The following is a 20,709-nucleotide window of genomic DNA, read 5'->3' on the forward strand; positions in this document are numbered from 1 at the left end:
TATAGGCTTTAGTACTCATCGGACTTGTATGTATGAGCTCTCAGGCACATCATGGTGGAATAGCTTGCCAGCCCCTTGCGAGGCTGCAGGTCGTCATGTGCCTTGCTCACTCGCTAGCACATAGTGATCTCCGCCGACGCTGCGCATCAGCTTGAAGCCGCCTCTGACCTGAACGCATTCCAGGGGGGGAGTGGCAACTGTCATCCCATCTAGGGAAACTCCCGACTGGTCGCCGTACACCAGCGCCACGTACCGGTCGCCGACCTTCGCAGCTTGGTACAGGTACGCGTCGATATGTACTGCCCAGCCAATGCCCCTGGCCTTAACGATCTCTGCGGGCAACGTTTGCCCTTGATTCTGTCGATCTCGTGAATCTGGTAAATCTCGTGTCAGCACACGATTTGACATCTACTTCATTCCTGAAATTGGGTAAAACAGCGCGCATGAATGGCGAGTTACGCGGGGCCTGTTCGGCAGGCGCGCATCTGGCAGGCAGAGTGAGATTCGATTTAGCGAATAATTGAAAAGCTGCAGTCCGCCCCCAACCACCATCACGCCTCAGATGCCAGAGCCCGACCCTCAACCGCACAAGCCAACCCTTTCGCCCCATCAAGCATCACCGACAATGGCCCAAGCAACCGCAAGCGGCCCAGAGGCATCGGAATGGACAGTTTTATACAGCATATGATGTGTAACTGTACACGCCAACATGGCTATATCCTCGTTTTTGAGGGCATGGTCTTGTTGAAGCAAGCGCTAGCGGCAGTCGTTCGAGCGGTTCGAGGAAACCTGGGGGTCACACAGGAGAGCCTGGCTAACGCTGCGTCCCGTACGTATTTGAGCAAGATCGAGAACGCCGAGAGCAGCCCAACGCTGGAAAAGTTCGCGCAGCTCGCAGACGCGCTTCGCCTGAGCCCTTCAGCATTGATGGCACTGGTTGTCTCGACACGCGACAACACCGACGCTCGCGCTGTCCTGACACAGGCCATCGCCGAGCTGGATGCCCTCGGAGCAAAGGTCAGCGCCGACGAGATCAAAACGCATCTTGCAGGAGTGGAGGTTTTGAAACGGCCCGCCGCGCGACCGGTAAACATTGCCAAGCTGCAGAAGGTGCTTGAGTGCAAAGAGGCCGGCCTAACCAAGGCCGAGACTGCGCGGCGACTAGGTTTGACCCGCTCAACCGTTGGGTTTCTCTGGGAACGTTCGGTGTCAACCGAAGACTGATCTCGAACCCACACGGCCTTTGGGTAGGACAGCATAATCCTAGTCATGATGAATAGGCCGTTGATTGGTGGCGGGTCAGGAGACCATCTAATTGCCACCCAATGGTTGTGAGCCCAATCGAGTCATATCACAATGCCACCTAGTGTGGCGCCCTCCCCGCTTGCATCTCACCTCTGAAGCAAGCTCTGAGGTCGCGCAGATCACTGCCCAGACCTACTCAATTAGAAGGAAGCGCATCGAGCACTCAATAGTGATGCCGGTGCTGGTACCAGATGTTCAAAGAACTCACTCCTCCATGGTGGTCTCGCTGGCTTCCATCATCAGCGCTCGCACTTGGAATTTTCAGCACAGGGATCACAATTCGAACGCGTACGGGCACCGAAAGCGTCGATTGGAGTGCGATCAGCCACCCCCCAAAAAAATTGGCTATTTGGTTCCTGCACGCTGCGACTATTACCACGCCCCTTGGCTCCTGTCGCCTTTACTTCCGTACTGCCCAGCAACGAGATGATGCCTGGAAGGCAATCGTCAGGGCTTGGTATGCGCCCAGAGTTACTGAGGCACAGAGCCGGCTGGACACATTTGAGCAGTGGCTCAAGGACTCACGCTATGTCCGAACTTCCAAGTGGGAGCCCCTCAAGCGCCAGGTAATCGCTTGGCAGCACACTACTCCTCCTGTCCCACCTGAAGACGTCTTGATGCCCAAGCACAAGAGCGTCATCGACCAAATGTGGCAACTCATTCGCAATCCTGATCCCCAGCTCACAGACTCTCGTGACAGCTACGTCAGACAAGCACTGATCGACTATCACTACCTGTTTGAGAGCGTCGAGAGTAGCCCGCTGACGACTGACCAACGCAAGGCGTGCGTCATTGATGAGGACAACAACCTCATCCTCGCCGGCGCGGGTACCGGTAAAACGAGCACCGTCATTGGCCGAGTGGCCTTTCTCGTCGAAAGTGGACAAGCCAAGCCCGAAGAGATCCTGCTCCTAGCGTACGGCAATAAAGCCGCCGAAGAGTTGAGGGAACGCCTTGAAAGCAAGCTAGGCATCAAGGGCATCACCGCCGAAACCTTTCACCGGCTGGGCAAATGCATCGTTCACAAGTCAGAAACGAATCCCGCTGGTACCAGTCCCATGGCTACCGACAAAGCCCTGAAAGCCCATTTCATCAACACCGTCTTTGAGGCCAAACAGCGAGAGTCTGGGTACCGAGAACTGCTGCTGAGCTATTTCGAGCAGTGGCTATACCCTGTTCGTAACCCCTTCGACTTCAACACCCTCGGCGAGTACTACCGATACCTCCAGGACAACGAGATTCGCACGCTCAAGGGCGAAGCCGTGAAAGGTTTCGGAGAGTGCGACATTGCCAATTTCCTGTTCAAAAATGGCATCGAATACAAGTACGAGGCCGTCTACAACACGGCGATACGAATGCAGGCTCGCGGCGCCTACTGCCCTGATTTCTACCTCCCAGAGTACGGTATCTACATCGAACATTTTGGCACGGATCGTAATGGCGAAACCGCTCCCTACATTGACCGAGACCAATACCACGCCGACATGGAGTGGAAACGCGAGGTTCACAAGCAGGGCGCCACGAAGCTGATTGAGACGTTCCATTATGAAAAGCAGGAAGGCGTGTTACTCGATGCATTGAAGAAGCGCCTAATTAACGCAGGCGTGCTACTGGATCCGTTGCCCCCAGAAGCAGTTCTGGAAACCCTTCGTGAGTTCGGTGCCATTTCTCGATTCGCAGAAATTCTCACGGACATGCTTGGGTTGCTTCGTGCTGCGAATTTGAACGATCAGGAGCTAAAGGACTTGATCGCTCGATCTGCTGATCCCGCTCAGATCAGTGCGGCATTAGACCTTCTCACACCTATTGTTGATGCCTACGTGAAAGCGCTCGACGACGAGAAGAAGATGGACTTTGATGACATGATCAACAAAGCCAATCAGTACGTCCTCGACGGCAGCTTCAAGAGCCCATGGAAATTCATCATCGTCGATGAATTCCAGGACATCGCAAAGTCTCGCGCGGATCTGGTCAGAGCCCTGCGCAAAGGCCAAGAGGACGTTTCGCTTTTCTGTGTGGGTGACGATTGGCAGTCGATCTTCAGGTTCACTGGCAGCGACATCAGTTTCACAGCCGATTTCGAGAGAATCTTCGGCGCCACCAAGGCCAGTGAGCTCAAGAAAACGTTCCGTTTCAACAGCATGATTGGTGCAGTGGCCAGCCGCTTCGTCATGCAAAATGATCGGCAGATCACCAAGGACATACAGTCCCACACCATCGTGGATACACCGACGGTGTCCTTGGTTAGAGCTTCTCTGGGAGAAGACTCCGCCAAAGCTGAGACGATTGAACGTACAGTAGAACGCATCAGCCAAACCGCGAAGCCAGGCTCCTCGGTTTACTTCCTCGCGAGATTCATATTTGACTTGCCCGACCTCGCAGTCCTAGCAAGCCAGTACCCCAACCTCTCCTTCAAAAATGACTCAATCCACAGTTCAAAAGGCAAAGAGGCGGACTACGTCATTATCCTGGGCCTAGCAAAGGGGAAATACGGCCTGCCCTCAGAGATCGTGACTCATCCCCTAATCGAAGCTCTGCAGCCACCAGCAGAACCCTACCCCCACGCGGAGGAGCGCCGACTGTTCTATGTGGCGTTGACGCGCGCAAAACACCGTGTCTACCTACTGTGCGACATGACGCGCTGCTCGCCCTTCGTACGAGAGCTGGTTGAGGGCAAATACCCCCTGGAATACGAAGAGTTCGAAACCGCTCCCGAGCAGGTGAACGCGCTCGCGGCCAATTGTCCTGTATGCACCCAGGGTAACCTGGTCAACCGGGCGAGAAAATCTGACAAAGCGCCGTTCATTGGCTGCTCGAACTTCCCGCAATGCACCCACAGAGAGAGCGGCTGCCCGTCTTGTACGGCTCCCATGATCCGATCAGGACGTTATCGTCTCTGCGTGTCACCAGGCTGCAATGGCTGGGTCGCTGTCTGCCCCAAAACGGGTGGGAAGATGGTCTTCCGCGACAAAGTCAACAAGTGGGGATGCTCGCATTATAAGGGCGCAGAGCAGGGTTCTTGTAGGCACATGGAGCGGCACATTGAAGCCCCGCCGAGCAAGACTGGCATCTGCACGAATGTCGAGAACGACCAGGGCGCATTGCGGGGACAGCCCTCCCCCTGGTAGTAACCGCACATTGCGACCAAGCAGCCCGCATCCGGCATGGCTGCCCAAGAGAGGCGATTTGAGCAGCCAGTCAGGTCGGCGCTCTCAAGCGGGCTCTATCACCAGGTCAATGGTGCGAGTGATGTTCGTGTCGGGGTGCGGGCCGACATAGAGAAGGAAGACCCAAAGTAATTGCTCATGATTGAGCATCTGAAAATAGATCCTGGCCGCCCCCTGCGGCGATGTCCGGTCACCACTTTTCAGGTGAAGATTATGCACCTCATCCCGGATGACCCTGCCGTTCACGCTAATTTTGAGCTTAGTCTGGATCCCGCCGGTTTTGGCGAAGTGGAGGTTTCGGGTTCTGAAAAACTCGTCAAGCCCGACGCCGCATCCGTTGCCCGCCACCAGCTCGACGAAAGCCTCCATCGCCGAAGTGACAAACCCTTGGCGGTAGTCGGGCAATCCATCGCAAAGCTCAATCGCGTCACCAATCAGGACAAGTCGCGGGCTGGATGCTACCGCCCTGGCGATGTGCTGCGAGAGCGGTGGGTCTGGAGCAACTTCGTCTACGACCGCGTGCATGAGCGCGTCAAACACTGCATCCAGGAACTGCTCGGTTACCTTGGGCCGAGGAATGTGGAGGTATGGCCAACCGTCGACTTCCATTTCGAGGTCGTACACCTGCGCGCCCATCTCATACATTGTTTCTAGCTCAGCCTCCACATCACCAGGCACGGGCGCGTATGGCAGAACGTAGACTTCAGCGTTCTCGAATCCACCGTCCAGGGGTTCGTAATACTGCCTCAGCAACGTGACAGCTACCTCAGGCTTCGGCATTAACTGGAGCCGACCCGTTCGATCCAGGTCAGTGATGATCGTGCTTGGTGAGACACCACGACCTTCCAGGGCGCTTTCGACCCTTCTTCGCAACTGCTTCGGCACGCCGATTAGGAAGACCTGTCTCATGACTGCTCACATGCGTCAGAACTTGGATTTGCTCAGCACGCTGTTAAGCAGTACGGGAATGGCTGATTTCAGGATGTCTTCGTCGCTCATCAGCTCCAGTAGGCGAATGGCCTGTTGACGAGGACTGAGGATGTTGCCTGAAGGGGTCGCTGGGCGCTCAGGAGCAGGCACATTGGTGGCTGCCGACTGAATGCTCAGGTTGTCAGGATTGATGTTGTGTTCAACGGCCCACGCTTGAATCTTTTCGCTGATTTTGAGCGTGCGCATCTGGCGCCATTGCAGTTCCCGGTCACCGAGAGCCTTGGTGAAGGCCGCGTTCACGTCGCTGCTATACGTCGACTCCACCAGTGCCTGCAGGGGCACCAGTTCACCCGGAGTAACTGCTGCTAGCTCCAGAAACTCGCGCATCCACGCTCGATGTGCATCGACCGGAATCTGCACAATTTCAACGAAGTCTGCGGGTTTGTTGTCCACGAGCCGATGATAGTCGTGGTCGACGCCTTCCACGAAGTGAATGACCCGATTGGTAATCAGGTTGTAGAACCGCTTGCGGTTGATGTCCGGGTTCGTAAAGGCTTGCCAGACATCACTGCGCAAGGCAGTGGGGCGGTCAACCTTCGTGCGGCTTTCCCGACTGGCAGGCTTCTGCCGAACTGGTGCCATCTCGCGCTTTAGCGTAACGCGTACGTCGCCAGAGCCTTCAGGCCATTCGAGCTTTACGTAGTCGCCAAGCGGGCCCTTCAGGAAATCAGCGAATTTACGGCAGCCGTACTTCTTCTCATCAAGAGCCGGGTGGCCTTGAGATATGAGCGAGGCATTGAGGTGTTGCTTGAGACGAGCACCGAGCTCGCCAGAAGAATTCGAGATCAGCTCGATGATGATTCGAGTGATGAGTTGCAATTCGTCCATAAAAATCCCAGGCTGAAAACGATAACCCGCCACAGAGTGTGGCGGGTATCTTGGTGTCTATCATATGCTCTGGGTTCCAAACTGTTGGCAACGTCGTCTGAAGGGTAGAACTCCATACCAATCAGCGCTTGGGCGTTGCTACAGCCCTTGAGAAGCGATTCCGTCGTTCCAAAAATGGAGCTATCGATCTCGTAGTAGCCCTTCCTGAAAATCATGATGATCAGGAAGCCGTACGACAATGTTAAGCCCACCACATGTTGTGAGTCAACGTCGCAACGTGTACTACATCTGCACCTAGCATCGAAACCGCAAGCCGAGTGTTGACTGAAAGCTTGCGATACCTAAGACCTTTGCAGATCTCAGAGTCAGAGCCAAGTAGGTCTCGAAGCCGCCCTCCCCTCCAAAAGCAGATAACCCTGACCTCAGTCGAGTCTCCAGCTTGGGAGTGACCCGTGGCCCAACACTTCAAGCCATTGCTTCACTCGCTCACCTGACTTTGCGGCGTCAGAAAGTCATAGATGGCGCAGCCTCCCTATTCACACGAAATTTTTTCAAGGTATAATCCCGCCATCCGAAATCCGAGAATCCTCTACATGAGCAAAACCCGTCAGCCTTCCATTCCCGAATTGTTGATCCGCCACGTCCCTCGAAACATTGTGATGGGTGCGGAGGATGCCTTTGAAGCAGGTGCGCTCCGTGCCTATTTGGACACAAAGGACATGGACAAAAATCATCGGAAGAATGCGCTTGGGCAGATGCGGGCTTTCCGGATGAACGAGTCTTTCGAGGAGATGCTGCGTGCCGCCGACGCTGTCCATACCCCCCTCAAAGGCAATGGGGTCGTACTGGGCCATGCCGGCATCTTCAAGTTCGGTCGGGTCAATATGTCCTCCACCCTGTGGAACAACGTCAAGCGAGGCGCCACCCGTCGCCAGCTGGCGGAGGCGAACCAGGCCATGACTCAGCTGGTTCAACCATCGCTGTTTGCTCCGGAACCTATCACCTCCGGTACGTTCTTTTTCGTTGCGTGCTTCACCGGATCACTCACCAATCAGCCAGAACGCCCGGTGGAGATCCACATCGCGGTACCGGATGCTGAAATGAAAGGTTGGCTTTTCCGAGAGCCCTTGAGTAAGTTCCTCGCTCGCTACGACGAAGCACCTCAGCAAGTCGACTTGGCGATGCCGAAGCTCAAAACAGGTGTGCTCGAAACGGGCCTACTCGAAACAGGACAAGATACAGAATCATGAGTCGCGGAATTACAGGGTTTGAGCCGGGGCGGCTAGTACAGGCGCTCGCGGCTCGCGGCCTTTCTCAAGTCGCACTGGCAAGCATGGTGGGGGTATCCCCTGCCACAATCAGTAAGTGGAAAAGCGGCCAGCAATCCCCTGAAGCAGAAGCATTGGCCAACCTCTCTCAAGTCATCAATGTGGCCCCAGAGTGGTTCACCCGGCCAATACCCGAAAAGTGCTCTCTCCCTCTGTTCCGAAGCAATGCCTCGGCGCATGCCAGCGCCCGTACGATGCTCGAAGCACGTCTCGAATGGGCTCAAGACATCGCATTAGCCCTGGGTGAGTTTGTCGATTTCCCCGAGGTAAACCTGCCGAAACGCTCGTTCACGGATCCAGAACAGATCACCAGCTCCGATATCGAGGACGCCGCTGACGAATGCCGCGAACTCTGGGGGCTCGGTCGACGCGCGATACCTGACCTAGCCATGGCGGTTGAAGGCGCTGGTGTGATTTTGGTGCGCGAAGAAACAGGCGTAGCGACCATTGAGGGACTGTCTGCCTGGAGTCAGGTGTTGAATCGTCCGCTCGTGCTGCTTTCCGCTGACAAGCAAAATGGGTTCCGCAGCCGCTTCGACCTTGCTCACGAACTCGGCCACCTGATCCTACACAAAGGCATTGAGCGGTCGACTGACCCCGTTCGCCACAAAATGATGGAAGACCAGGCCCACCGTTTCGCAGGGGCCTTCTTGCTCCCAGCAGAAACGTTCGCTGCAGAAGTCAGAAGTCCAGTCACCCTGGACAGTCTTTTGCTGCTCAAGCAGCGTTGGGGCGTTTCTGTGGCTGCAATGGTCATGCGCCTTTGGGCATTGAAGGTGATCGATGATGACGCAAAGGGCCTGCTGTTTAAGCGTCGCTCAGCTCGCTGGGGCGTCAAAGCAGAACCGGGCGATGAAGGACGTGCACCCGAGCAACCTCGCCTTCTCAAACGCACCATTGAGTTGCTGGCCTCTTCCGGCGTCCTGCCTGTGAACGGGGTCGCTGCTTACATCGGCCTTGCCGCAACGGATATCGAGATGCTGACGGGCCTGCCCAACCGCTACCTGAGCGGTAATGCTGAAGTTGTTCACTTGGCCAAGCTCAAGAGCAACAGCAGCTCCATGACTCCCCTGACCGTTCCGCATAAAGCACTGGAGCCGGGGATAGTGGTTCCGTTCAATCGCGGCAAATGATTTTCACGGAGGCCTGTCATGGCCTCCACTAATCAAACAACCTCAGGCGCTGATCACCTGGCAACACTACCCACAGCGTATGGCACCATTGATTTCCAGGCCAGACGACCAGCGTCCTGAGATGCCAGGTTGATTGGTTGAGAAGCTGGCCATGTTGAGTCGAAGACCGCCGCTTCCGGCAGGTCTTAAGGATTCACATGAAAAGTCGAGTGGCGATCACATTTTTGCGGGCTATTTGGCATGCAAAGTAGCCCGCATGTTTACTGGGGTGCCAAAGACAGCGCCTCACGGTGCCAAATCCACCACCTCCCCACACCACCCCGCCACTGATGAGCAGTAACTATCAGCAAGCGGAGCGCGCAGCCGTGAAGGATGGACGCCCGAAGGGCCAAGCTTGGTTCACGACAGCCTGACTGCAAGGGCACGGCAAAGGCCTCATCCACTGATTCCAGGATGAACAGAGCATGCCCTCGCGCGCGTTACACTGCTATTTGTTGCCAGTAATGCCGTGATCATTACGACACAAGCCCCCGAGGGTGGATACCACTACAACCCAGGTGTGAAATCAGAATCGCGATTGGGTGCCCGGAAATAGCCCCTGCCTTTCTGTAGCACCCGATCCGCTTCGGGAATATCAAGCTGGATGATCGTTGGAGGTACGCCTTTCGTAACATGCAGCCGAGACCTATAAGGCGGCTGTACAGCCTCCATAGACCTCAAAATGCGTTGAGTTTTAGGATCATCCGGAGAGGCTGCGAGCTCACGCGCAAACTCACGCAGCTCCTCCCGCCCCGAGTCACTCCCAATGTCAAAGTCCCGCCCAAACACGCTCATCGCAGCCTTGGCGAGGGAGAGCATGGTTTCGTCAGCGATATTCATTAATTCTTCTCCAGTGTTGCTTTCAGCCTAGCATGTGCGATCAGACCGTCGTAAAGAGGTCAGAATCGAATCCATCAGCACACATCTCGTCAGCAACGTAGCCCTTCCGTCGATACGGGTCATTACGCTTGATGATGCTCGCCGCTGCTGAAGGCTGAAGGAGCATGTACCCTTTCCGGTCTACCCAACGATAAAAAGTAATGGGCAGGATTTTCTTTCCGATCCCCCTGAAGCCCATACCCTCGTAAAGAGCCTTCAACTCCTCCCCACCCTCAGGTGCTGCATGCAGGAGCACCGCCCCATTCAGCCCAGCCCTATACGAGGCGATAATGGCTGCATCAAAAAGCGCTTTGCCAACTCCAGCTAGCTTTATGCTGGAGAAATATTCCCTGTAAAACTCACTTGGAGCCGTAGAGATATACCAGGCGTAGGTCTTGGAACCGAATCTGTCAGACTTGCATAGGTAACGCGGCACCACAGTCATCATGCCGATCACTACCTGCTCACCCAGCTCGTTACGCGTAATCATCGTCAGGCCATACGCCGGATGCGCACTCCTGGTACTGAAATGTCCAAAATTGTGCACGTCCAGCAACCGGAAACTCCTATTCCAGTTCCAATTCCGATCAGCGCGGATATGCTGGCTTCCGGCTTGAGACGCAGTACGATAATTCTCCTTGATGATGGGTTGAACGTGGCCATGCCACCAAGAAGCGTGATCAGCAGTCATCGGGACAAGCGCTACTTCGACGTGACCCAGCGGTTTGCCAGAGGATGAGTAGGCTTCCACAGCAGATACATAGGGCGGAACTCTGGCTGGATCTGGGTACAAAGAAGCGAGCAATACATCCGTTTCATCAAGCGCAGACAGCGGCGGAACTTCGTTTGACGATGACAATGGCTTACTCCTATTCAATGGCCAAACGGCAATAGGCCGTTCTGGCGATCTAAAAATGGATGCATCAAGGTACGAAACGCTCTATATCAAGCGTTTCGATGAGCCCCGCCGTGAGCTGCTAAGCGGATCCCCTCAAGCATGAGCATCATTTAATTCACTGCTTAGCGGGATTTTCCCCACTGGGGATTGGCAATCAACAGTTCAGAATCTAGGACTGTCCGAGAAATCAACGACAGGGTTTCGAGCGAAGGGCGTGCCCGGATCACCCTGCTGAGCTCCTGGGTATCGATCTCCTTCAGCCTTGACAGGGTCTTGAGCCGACGTAACTTCGCGCCCTCCACCGCCTCAACAATTTCTTCACCCAGCCTGACCACGCCCTCGTTATCCAATGGCTCCGGTGCAGGCATATTGATCTTGCTAGTGAGGAAGCGGCTCAACTTCCCGAATTTTACTGGGACTGGATCGTCTGAGCAGCGATAAGCCAAGCCACGTCGGTTAAATACGACATAATGACTTTCTTCATCTGGAAGCTCTCCGATATCCGAAGGACTAAATGCCATGGAATTATCGAGGATCGCGTCACTGAGATAGTGGGCATTTAGCTCAGCACACTCATGAAAAAGAGGGGCCGCATAAGCAACAAATTTCCCTTTGCTTTCAAGCTCAAGGAGCAAATTATGTTGATCTGACCGCTGGAGAGAATGCAGATGCCAGCGATAGTACGGCCCACTCATCAAATCATGTTCCTTACAGTTCGTCCGCGCCATGTAGTGGCTCAGCTTAAACTGCAAGAAAATCGGAATACCACCGACAATCTTAACATCATACCCTCCCCCTGCCTGACCTTCAGCGTATAGCGTCGGGAATTGCGGAGCAGCGGCGATCGTGGTTCCCAGTAGCTTCACTACCTCGTTGGTCACTGCATAGCCATAGGAAAACTCGGAGATGTTAGGCGTCATGGATAGTCCCTATCTTAGTTAGTGTTATGCCACGGCTTTAGAGTGACCGCGCGACGACACCACCGCTTGTCCTTCCCGGATACCAGGCAGCCAGGCTACCCTGTTGAGATTCATCGATGTGCCGGTAGATATCGACGTACTCATTCCCATACGTTATCCCGTGTTCCTTGGTAGGGATCACGAATATGCTGTCATAACTTTTTATACCATCAGCGTAACCAATCTCCCATGGGCACCAGCGTGAGGCCAACGCATTTGGTGTAGCCAGAAACAGAAACAGGTCAGCCTCCAGAATCCTGCTTTTGATCATCCTGGCAGTGTTGCCGTTGGTGCGCTCTGGCATCTCACTGTCCATCCAATCAACGTAGAGATGAAGGCCTTGATCTTTGAAGAATTTAAGCAACCCTTCAACTGCTATGCGATCCTTATGGCTGTGGCAAAGGAACGCTGTCCTGTAGCCAAGCGCACGGGCATTCTGAGAGTTCGAGGCAGTTGTATAGTAACGACTGCGCGAACCTGCAGATCGTAAAGTACCAAGATCAAGGGGCATTGCTATCTATCCTGTAATGTTGCCGAAACGGGCCAGCGGTATCTACTCGCTTTTTAAAATTGTGGCATTGCTAAGCTATCCGGATGGCTAGGCTGTCTTATTGCTTAGCCATCCCGATTGTTAAGCTGCCGGTGCTCCTAGGATGCGCATCGCAGCTATGATCGAAGCAAACACAGAGCCATGGAAAATGATCAGCGTCTTGGAGAAGACAGCCTTGAAAAAGTCCATATTTCCATTTTTGACGTCCAGCGCCATGGCAAAGTCGACGTTATCCGGTTCCAGTATCCTGATCTTGTCGTAGAGACGTCGGTAGTTGCGTTCTAAGGCCAGGAAATAACCATCTAACCCCCACAACGCGATCGCTGGCACGAGAGCATACTGGGCGAAGCCCTTACTGTCTGAAGCAGCTGCCAGCGCAAACAGACCAGAGATCAGCAACACCGACCAACCTTTAAGCAGGAAGGAGTTCGTGGACAACCGATTCACAACACCTTGGACGAACTCCAAGTGCTTTAACTTTCTATCCAATATAATAAGCTCGATTTGGGTTAGCATGGAACCGGCCAACTGCCGAGTTAAAATCTGTAGCATCCAGAGAGTTTGGACGAGACTTCAACCAATTCACAAATCTTGAAGACGAGACAGACTGCAAATGCTCGACAGGCGCCGAGTGGAAAACTGGGACTGACGAAGCTATAGACTCCATCGCCGAATCATACATGCCGTCACCACGACTCAACTTCCACAGCATATGACTAAACATCAGCTCCATATGAATCCAAGGCGAATGGGTCATATTCTGCCCTTGAACAGATTTCCTTGTAGAAATAGATCTATCTGTATTTAAAAAGATAAGGGTAGACGACTGCATGATCATTCTCTGCAGTGCGCCGGCCAGCACCATATGAACATGAGCAGCGGATCGATTAGCGCACTCGTAATCATAGCCCGACCCTGAGGATGCCTTAGAGTACTTATCATTGATCACTCTTAGCAGGTCATAAGATGACCCCCAAACAACAGAGTCCACGAAAGCTTGAACGCCTTTCTTTTGCAACTCATGAGCCAGCTGAATAGCCAAGTCCTGATCATTGAATGAATGAGAGATAAAAACATCACAGTTCACCTCCGGAAAGAGGTGCTCCGCAATTAACTCAGCATCGATGCTATTGCCATCCGCCATAAGGTATGACTTAAGATTTACAACCTTCTTTTTTACATTATTTTTGTGCGCATCAACCACTGCCTTGGAAACCGGTAAGTGGGTTCGATCCAAACTCAGATTGAAACCATAATGCATGTTTAAAATTCCATTTTTCGGATCACTCAGATCCACGAAATTTAGGGGCGGTAGGATTTCGATCAAGCTTGTGATGAATGCCAAGCCCCGACGAAAACAAACCTACATAATCAAGCAATTCGTCGTCTTCATTTGCAATCAAACCCTGAATCCCCGCCGCCGCTCCCCCTGGACTCTTCAAAGCGAGAACGGCTGCCTCTGGGCACAGCTGCTTGAAGAGTTCGTATTCCGCCACGATACCCTCCTTGCCTCCAATGAAGACTGCACCATCATAGTGATAGGTGCTGAACATCTGGTTCCTCATGATATCAAGGCTGCCTTGCAAGCTTTCCCCAACCGGAGTTGTTATGAAATTAGCAAACTGCAGGCTGTCTTCAGGAAAGCTCGCTGAGAAATGCTCGCTCTGGAAGATTGTTACGGCATTTTGGTTCTCAATGCCCAAGTCCTCACACGCTGCCAGGATCAAGGGCGAGATAGATGGATGCCCACCAAAAACCAAATGTTTACGGCCCAATACGGTAAACAGGAATGAGCGCAGCGCGGCCTGGATCAACACCGGATCGCACTTTTTATAAAATGGACTCTCGATGTTGGGAACGCTGGCGGATAGGAAAATGCTGCTCATTTTTTGTACCGAAAGTAGTGATAGACAATGAATCATCGTGAGCTGTGGAGAACACCCTGGCTCAACAGCCGGAGAACAGCTAGTCAAGACACCGCACGTGATTCAGGCCAATCAATAAACTCCCAGCCCGCATCATCCGTCGATATCAAACGAACCTGCTGGGTCACACAGTCCTGAAGCCAGTCCATGTGAGCACGCCATTTGCGCTCTTTAATGCCCACTTGGTTGTAAACGACCGCCACGGGCGGATGGTGCAAATCAAGGGTCGCCTCATGCAACGAATAGCTCGTTGGCACCGCCATCTCGGGGTATACGACGATCCGCTTGTCGTTAATTGATACGATTAGGCTCCGACGCACAGAATATCCCTCGATGATTCCGCCGCATTCCGCAATCGAATTGCGCAGCTTACCCACAAGCCGCGAGTAACGCTGCGCGACGCTCTTGGTACGCAGTATCTCGACCATATCAATGACGCTTTTCAGCTCGGTTTCCTGGAGCTGCTCCAGAGCATTCAAGGATTCCGGGGTTAGCTGGATCTCACCGCAGGCGGTTTGCTTCGCCTTGGACTCCACACCTGGCCAACCTACCCGCAGCACACACAGACCGCGCAACGTGGCCCTCGCGAACTCCTGGACTGTCCAACGGCTATCGAAGTAGTTCTCCGTATCCAAATAGACGATCACGTCCGAATCGCACAGGCGCTGCCAGAGCACCTCTTGGAAGTGCTCGCCCGGGAGGATGTCGTGGGTATCGAGGAAGACGTCGTACTGACGGGCAGACAAGGCCGCGTACAGTTGCAGGGCGGCATTTGTGGACTCGACGCGGCGGTAGCTGAGGAAGACTCGGCGCTGCTTCGGAACAAGCGAAGCCGCCTCCAGCAGAGCCACTGCGAGGCTTGCAGGGCCCGCCTTCATGTCGAGGCCGTTAAGGCCGCCAAGCTTGCCCGGAAACTCCTGGGGCAGCCGAGTCTTGCAGGTCGCTACGGGGATCAGGGGGATGCGGCGCTTGATGAGCTGCTCTACCGAGGCTTCCTGGTCTGCGCCAATCTCGAAACAGAGCGCGGCACAGCAACGGTCGATAGACGGGCGGAAATCGCTGAGCCGTCCTTCGAACAAGCTCACGTCCTTGCCAAGCCTCAGGCCCAGGTCTGCCAGGCGGACAGAGATTTGCTCTCTGAGTGCTGCTGCAAACTCCTCAGGGAGGTTTCCCAGGAGTGCCAGGCAATAGAGAGGAGCTTGGTCTACCGCTGGATTCACCGCTTGATCGTCCATGAACTGCGTCCGTAGCTACAGGTCTTTTTGATGGCCATATGCTACCCAAAACGGCAGGACTTGTGCTCGGAATCTTCTGCCGGAAATGTCGTTCTCCGGGTCTCGTGCGTGGGTAGGTGTGCCTGGGTTCTCGGATTTGGAGCTGGCACTGGCATTTGAAGTCGCTGAACCGAACTTGAGCTTGGTCTTGGGCGCTCGGGTGGGATTGGGTCAACGGCGCCTTGCGGATGACGTTCAAGGTTGGAGGTTGGTAAGGGGTTGCGCGGGGAGTGGGTGTCCTGAAAGCGAGCTTAGGCTGGAAGCTGGGATAAAAAACGTAAACCCTTACAGCCCAGTATTCATGGGGTTTGAGAGGCGCTCAGCCCATTCTCAGGCGAAGATTAGCGGGGAAAACGAAATTTCCGAGGGAAAGGGGTTTACGTTTTTGAATCGAGGGAGGGACGAGGATTGGGGGTTTACATTTTGATCGGGGCAGGTGCTATACTGAAATCCAAAGCACATGATCACACCCTCAGAAAGCCCCGTAGTATGGGGATTTCATCAAATGATCAGAAGCTCAGGCTGAATCCGGAAGAAAGTCTTGGCTGTTTACGTTGGAAGCCGAGGAAAAACAGAGCTCTGGTAAAACGGTCGCACAGCACCACGGCGCCACGAGCCAGGGCCGGACGAATCACCTCGGCCAAGTGCTGGGCGCGGGCGGCGAACACCAGCAGCAACTCGGTATCGGCATCCATCTTTTCATCGCTGGGAGCCAGCAGGAGTTCACGAATGCGCTCGGCCAGGGGCGTGCCGCCGGGCTCGCGGGTCAGCAGTACATCCAGACCGTGGCTGCGCAAGTGCTCAGCCAGGTAGTCGCGGTTGGTGCTCTTGCCGGCGCCTTCCGGGCCTTCCAGGGTAATAAACAAACCGCTCACTCGGCGTCCTCGAAAATAATCATTGCTGGGTGGAATCGCCCTGAGCCGGCGCCTCGACGGACTCGGCAGGGGCTTCGCTCGGGCCGATGGCCGGTGGCACCACGGGGGCGTCCTGTTGTGGCGGCACCTCGGATGCGGCTGGGCCATTGCCATTGCCATTGCCATTGCCATTGCCATTGGACGGTGCAGGGCTGGAGCGGTAATCGGCTCGACGCTTCAACTGATACTCGCGCACCGCCGAGTTGTGCGCATCCAGGTCATCGGAGAAGACGTGGCTGCCATCGCCGCGAGCCACAAAATACAGGCTGCTGCCCGGCACGGGATTGAGGGCGGCATGAATCGCCTCGCGACCGACCATGGCAATCGGCGTCGGCGGCAGGCCACTGATCACATAGGTGTTATAGGGCGTAGGCTCGCGCAGGTCGGCGCGGGTGATCTTGCCGTTGTAGCGCTCACCCATGCCGTAGATCACTGTCGGGTCGGTTTGCAGGAGCATGCCGGTCTGCATGCGGCGGACAAAGACCCCGGCAATCTGCCCGCGCTCCTGGGGAACCCCGGTTTCCTTCTCCACCAGGGACGCCATGATCAACGCCTGGTAGGGGTCACGATACGGCAGGTTGGCAGGACGATCGGCCCACTCCTTCGCCAGCACTTCCTCCAGCCGGGCATAGGCCTGCTGCAGCAACTCGACGTCGCTCATGCCGCGCACGAACTTGTAGGTATCGGGGAAGAAACGACCTTCGGGGAAGACGGTCGGGTGACCCAGCTCATCCATGACCTCGGCATCGCTCATGCCTTCCAGGGTGTGCTTGATCTTTTCATGCTTGGCGAGCGCCGCACGCACCTGGCGGAAGGTCCAGCCTTCGACCAGGGTCAGGTTGTACTGCACCACATCGCCACGGCGCCAGGCGTCGAACAGATCGCGCACGGTCATACCGGGAGTCATGCGGTATTCGCCGGTATGCAGCGCGGTGCCGGCCATGTTGAAACGCCAGTAGAGACGCAGCCAGAAGGCATCCTTGATCAGGCCCTCGCCTTCCATGCGATAGAACATGCGGTTGGGGTTGGTACCGGTGGGAACGTCCAGCAGTTCTTCGCCGCTCAGATGCAGCGACTGCTCCACCGACGAGGAGACTTTCCAGGCGGAATACCCAAGTACCAGGCCGCCCAGGATCAGCGCGATCTCCAGCAGCAGCAACAATTTACGTCTCAAAATCAGGCATCCAGTAGCGTACGGGCAATGGCCTGCAGTTTACGGGTGAGAGGCCCCGGCGACCAGTTCAGCGAGGCAAATGAGCGCACCGGCCAGACACCATAGACACTGTTGCAGAGAAACAATTCATCAGCCTGCTCGAGGTCGACCATGGACAGATCACGCACCTGAACCGGGATACCCTCGCCGACCGCCGCATCCAGCAGTGCGGCGCGCATGACCCCGGCCACGCCACAGCGAGCCAGATCGGCGGTGAGCAACTGGCCATCACGGACGAGGAACAGATTGCTGTACACCCCTTCGATGACCCTGCCTGACATATCCAGCATCAAACCTTCGGCGTACTCGGTCCCCTGCCACTCGGCGCGCGCCAGGACCTGTTCGAGACGATTGAGATGCTTCAGGCCAGCCAGCAGCGGTTGCTCGGCCAAACGGGTACGACAGGGGAACAGCACCACACCCTGCTCGGCGTTTTCAGCGGGATAACGCGGCGCGGGATTGCCCTGGAGGATGCGTCGTGGCATGGCGTCGGCTGCGGCGGCATAGCCACGCTGGCTGTCGCCACGGGTGAGGATCAGCTTGAGCACGCCATCGCCGAGCAGGGCGGCGTAGCGGCAGGACTCATCGCGAATCAGCTGGAAATCGGCCTCGATCGCGAGACGCCGGCAACCGGACGCCAGGCGATCGAGGTGATAGTCAAACAGCGAGGGTATCCCCGCCTTGACGGCGATGGTCTCGAACAGACCATCACCATAGGCCAGGCCGCGGCTTTGCAGCGCCAGGGTATCGGCGCTCTGCCCATCGACCCAGGCCTGCATCAACCGGCGAACCGACGGAACACCAGCGAACCGTTGGTACCGCCAAAACCGAACGAGTTGGACAGTACGACGTCGATGGCCATATTGCGCGCTTCGTGAGGCACGAAGTTGAGATCGCAACCGACATCCGGCTCGTCGAGGTTGATGGTCGGCGGCGCCACCTGGCTGTTGATCGCCAGGACACTGAAGATTGCCTCCACCGCGCCCGCCGCACCCAGCAGGTGGCCAGTCATGGACTTGGTGGAGCTGACCGCCAGGTTGTACGCATGCTCGCCGAATACCGACTTGACCGCCGCGACTTCCGCCAGGTCGCCTGCCGGGGTCGAGGTACCGTGGGCGTTGATGTAGTTGACCTGGGACGGATCGATCTGCGCATCACGCAGGGCGTTGGCCATGCAGCGTGCAGCGCCGGCACCGTCTTCCGGTGGCGAGGTCATGTGATAGGCATCGCCACTCATGCCAAAGCCGACCAGCTCGGCATGAATGGTCGCGCCGCGGGCCTTGGCGTGCTCCAGCTCTTCCAGAACCAGCGCACCGGAACCATCGGACAGGACAAAACCGTCACGGCCCTTGTCCCACGGACGGCTGGCACGGGTGGGATCGTCATTGCGGGTGGACAGCGCGCGCGAGGCGCCGAAGCCGCCCATGCCCAGGCCACAGGCGGCCATTTCGGCACCGCCGGCAATCATCACGTCAGCCTCGCCGAAGGCGATGTTGCGGGCAGCCATGCCAATGCAGTGGGTACCCGTGGTACACGCAGTGGCAATGGCATAGTTTGGCCCCTGCACACCCAGGTGGATGGACAGGAAACCGGAAATCATGTTGATGATCGAGCCAGGTACGAAGAACGGCGAAATGCGCCGCGGACCTTGCTCGTGCAGGGTACGACTGGTGTCTTCGATATTGGTCAGGCCGCCAATGCCCGAGCCCATGGCCACGCCAATGCGCTCACGGTTGGCATCGGTGACCTCCAGACCGGCATTGCGCACCGCCTGGAAACCGGCCGCCAGGCCGTACTGGATGAACAGGTCGAGCTTGCGAGCTTCCTTGAGCGACAGGTACTGCTCGACATCAAAGCCCTTCACCGAGCCGCCAAAACGGGTGGAGTAGGCAGAAAGGTCCGTATGCTCGATCAGACCGATGCCACTGCGGCCAGCCAGAATGCCCTGCCAACTGCTCGGCACATCGGTACCCAGTGGCGACAGCATACCCATACCGGTGACCACGACGCGTCTACGCGACACAGCGCTCTCCTTTTTCTATATGTCTACATCTCTTGCAAAGAAAAAACCGCACGCCGGCAAAGGCAGTGCGGTTTTTCCCTGACAAGAAGTAACGACTACAACAGTCTTAGCCTTGGTGGCTGTTGACGTAGTCGATAGCAGCTTGAACAGTAGTGATCTTCTCGGCTTCTTCGTCAGGAATCTCGGTTTCGAATTCCTCTTCCAGAGCCATCACCAGCTCAACGGTGTCAAGGGAATCGGCACCCAGATCGTCAACGAAGGAAGACTCGTTCTTCACTTCTTCTTCCTTGACGCCCAGTTGCTCGGCAACGATTTTCTTGACGCGTTCTTCGATGGTGCTCATACCTTGTTTTCACTCCTAATGGACATATGTCAGGCAGCTGGCCGGTGTGTAAGTTTATAGAAAGGCGCCTGCTTTTCAAGCTCAACGCACCTCACGCCTCACACCTGCCGACTCCCCTGGAATTTGATTGCAGCTTTATAACGGATTTTAGTCAGCTCGTATGACATTTTTTTAAAACAATCCGTCACATTTGACTACATGTACATCCCGCCGTTGACCGGAATGGTTGCACCGGTCACGTAAGCCGCACCGTCGGAAGCCAGGAATGCGACCACCTTGGCGATCTCATCGGCCTGACCCAGACGGCCCAGCGGAATTTGCGTCTGCAGCGCTTCGCGCTGCGCTTCCGGCAGCTCGCGGGTCATATCGGTGTCGATAAAGCCCGGAGTGACCGAGTTCACGGTAATGGAGCGGGAACCGACTTCACGCGCCAGTGCACGGCTGAAGCCTTCCAGACCGGCCTTGGCGGCCGCGTAGTTGGCCTGACCGGCGTTACCCATGGCCCCCACCACCGAACCGATGCTGATGATACGACCCCAGCGCGCCTTGGTCATGCCACGCAGGACGCCCTTGGACAGACGGTAGAGACTGTTCAGGTTGGTATCGATGACGTCGAACCACTCGTCATCCTTCATCCGCATCATCAGGTTGTCACGGGTGATGCCGGCGTTGTTGACCAGGATCGCCGGCGCACCGAACTGCTCCTGAATGCTGGCCAGGACCGCAGTGACCGACTCCTCGCTGGTGACGTTCAGTTCCAGACCGGTACCGGTGATGCCATGCTCCTTGAGGGTCGCAGCGATGCGCTCGGCACCGGAAGCGGAGGTGGCGGTACCGATCACGGTAGCGCCCAGGCGACCCAGCTCCAGGGCAATGGCCTGACCGATGCCACGGCTCGCGCCAGTGACCAGTGCAACTTTACCTTGCAGACTCATGCAAGC

At 55.9% G+C, this 20,709-nt stretch carries 20 protein-coding genes and 1 pseudogene; 4 read left to right on the forward strand and 17 right to left on the reverse strand.

Features of this window, described 5'->3' with window-relative positions; translation table 11 throughout:
* Positions 1-93: 93 nt before the first annotated feature.
* Positions 94-408 carry a hypothetical protein gene (locus ACODSK_RS19135; RefSeq protein ID WP_489018244.1) on the reverse strand — a complete coding sequence of 105 codons (315 nt, stop codon included), beginning with the start codon at positions 406-408 and terminating at the stop codon, positions 94-96.
* A 327-nt stretch (positions 409-735) separates the two neighbouring features.
* Here ACODSK_RS19135 and ACODSK_RS19140 point away from each other — a divergent pair, with 327 nt between their 5' ends.
* Entirely contained in the window at positions 736-1,224 is a 489-nt protein-coding gene (locus ACODSK_RS19140) for a helix-turn-helix domain-containing protein (RefSeq protein WP_489018311.1), read from the forward strand.
* Between the two features lie 272 nt (positions 1,225-1,496).
* On the forward strand, positions 1,497-4,433 hold the full coding sequence (locus tag ACODSK_RS19145; protein WP_489018246.1) for a UvrD-helicase domain-containing protein: 2,937 nt from the start codon (positions 1,497-1,499) through the stop codon (positions 4,431-4,433).
* Positions 4,434-4,517: 84 nt separating this feature from the next.
* Here ACODSK_RS19145 and ACODSK_RS19150 read toward each other — a convergent pair whose 3' ends face one another.
* Positions 4,518-5,381, reverse strand: coding sequence for a hypothetical protein (locus ACODSK_RS19150; protein ID WP_489018247.1), 864 nt, complete (start codon positions 5,379-5,381; stop codon positions 4,518-4,520).
* A 15-nt stretch (positions 5,382-5,396) separates the two neighbouring features.
* Positions 5,397-6,290 (reverse strand): OST-HTH/LOTUS domain-containing protein, encoded by an 894-nt coding sequence (locus ACODSK_RS19155; RefSeq protein ID WP_489018249.1) that lies wholly within the window; start codon positions 6,288-6,290, stop codon positions 5,397-5,399.
* Between the two features lie 593 nt (positions 6,291-6,883).
* Between ACODSK_RS19155 and ACODSK_RS19160 the strand changes: the two genes are divergently transcribed.
* Together ACODSK_RS19160 and ACODSK_RS19165 are read left to right on the forward strand one after the other, a co-directional pair.
* Positions 6,884-7,540 carry a hypothetical protein gene (locus ACODSK_RS19160; RefSeq protein WP_489018251.1) on the forward strand — a complete coding sequence of 219 codons (657 nt, stop codon included), beginning with the start codon at positions 6,884-6,886 and terminating at the stop codon, positions 7,538-7,540.
* On the forward strand, positions 7,537-8,751 hold the full coding sequence (locus ACODSK_RS19165; protein WP_489018253.1) for an XRE family transcriptional regulator: 1,215 nt from the start codon (positions 7,537-7,539) through the stop codon (positions 8,749-8,751). The genes ACODSK_RS19160 and ACODSK_RS19165 overlap by 4 nt, the downstream gene beginning before the upstream one ends.
* Before the next feature lie 546 nt (positions 8,752-9,297).
* Here the strand turns inward: ACODSK_RS19165 and ACODSK_RS19170 are convergent.
* The 14 genes and pseudogenes from ACODSK_RS19170 to fabG all read right to left on the reverse strand — a co-directional run bounded on the left by ACODSK_RS19170 (position 9,298) and on the right by fabG (position 20,703).
* Positions 9,298-9,630 (reverse strand): hypothetical protein, encoded by a 333-nt coding sequence (locus ACODSK_RS19170; RefSeq protein WP_489018255.1) that lies wholly within the window; start codon positions 9,628-9,630, stop codon positions 9,298-9,300.
* A 40-nt stretch (positions 9,631-9,670) separates the two neighbouring features.
* A complete protein-coding gene (locus tag ACODSK_RS19175) occupies positions 9,671-10,528 on the reverse strand; it encodes a hypothetical protein (RefSeq protein ID WP_489018257.1) in 858 nt (285 codons plus the stop codon).
* Between the two features lie 161 nt (positions 10,529-10,689).
* Entirely contained in the window at positions 10,690-11,487 is a 798-nt protein-coding gene (locus tag ACODSK_RS19180) for a hypothetical protein (RefSeq protein ID WP_489018258.1), read from the reverse strand.
* 37 nt (positions 11,488-11,524) lie between these two features.
* Positions 11,525-12,037 carry a toll/interleukin-1 receptor domain-containing protein gene (locus ACODSK_RS19185; RefSeq protein ID WP_489018260.1) on the reverse strand — a complete coding sequence of 171 codons (513 nt, stop codon included), beginning with the start codon at positions 12,035-12,037 and terminating at the stop codon, positions 11,525-11,527.
* Between the two features lie 120 nt (positions 12,038-12,157).
* A complete protein-coding gene (locus ACODSK_RS19190) occupies positions 12,158-12,544 on the reverse strand; it encodes a hypothetical protein (RefSeq protein WP_489018261.1) in 387 nt (128 codons plus the stop codon).
* Positions 12,545-12,557: 13 nt separating this feature from the next.
* A complete protein-coding gene (locus tag ACODSK_RS19195) occupies positions 12,558-13,337 on the reverse strand; it encodes a hypothetical protein (RefSeq protein WP_489018263.1) in 780 nt (259 codons plus the stop codon).
* 22 nt (positions 13,338-13,359) lie between these two features.
* Entirely contained in the window at positions 13,360-13,962 is a 603-nt protein-coding gene (gene thcA / locus ACODSK_RS19200; protein WP_489018264.1) for a Thoeris type III anti-phage system protein ThcA, read from the reverse strand.
* A gap of 83 nt (positions 13,963-14,045) precedes the next feature.
* Positions 14,046-15,236, reverse strand: coding sequence for a Thoeris type III anti-phage system protein ThcB4 (gene thcB4 / locus ACODSK_RS19205; RefSeq protein ID WP_489018266.1), 1,191 nt, complete (start codon positions 15,234-15,236; stop codon positions 14,046-14,048).
* A gap of 608 nt (positions 15,237-15,844) precedes the next feature.
* Positions 15,845-16,150: pseudogene (tmk, locus tag ACODSK_RS19210) on the reverse strand (dTMP kinase); the annotation flags it as partial.
* 19 nt (positions 16,151-16,169) lie between these two features.
* Positions 16,170-17,363, reverse strand: a complete 1,194-nt coding sequence (gene mltG, locus ACODSK_RS19215) for an endolytic transglycosylase MltG (RefSeq protein WP_489018267.1) — start codon at positions 17,361-17,363, stop codon at positions 16,170-16,172.
* Between the two features lie 2 nt (positions 17,364-17,365).
* Complete coding sequence (gene pabC / locus ACODSK_RS19220; protein WP_489018269.1) at positions 17,366-18,181, reverse strand: aminodeoxychorismate lyase; 816 nt, start codon at positions 18,179-18,181, stop codon at positions 17,366-17,368.
* Positions 18,181-19,425 carry a beta-ketoacyl-ACP synthase II gene (gene fabF / locus ACODSK_RS19225; protein WP_489018270.1) on the reverse strand — a complete coding sequence of 415 codons (1,245 nt, stop codon included), beginning with the start codon at positions 19,423-19,425 and terminating at the stop codon, positions 18,181-18,183. Before fabF ends, pabC begins: the two co-directional genes overlap by 1 nt.
* A gap of 106 nt (positions 19,426-19,531) precedes the next feature.
* Complete coding sequence (gene acpP / locus ACODSK_RS19230) at positions 19,532-19,768, reverse strand: acyl carrier protein (protein WP_213660158.1); 237 nt, start codon at positions 19,766-19,768, stop codon at positions 19,532-19,534.
* A 194-nt stretch (positions 19,769-19,962) separates the two neighbouring features.
* A complete protein-coding gene (gene fabG / locus ACODSK_RS19235; protein ID WP_489018271.1) occupies positions 19,963-20,703 on the reverse strand; it encodes a 3-oxoacyl-ACP reductase FabG in 741 nt (246 codons plus the stop codon).
* Positions 20,704-20,709: the final 6 nt, after the last annotated feature.

The sequence above is a fragment of the Pseudomonas sp. FG98 genome (assembly GCF_057808595.1).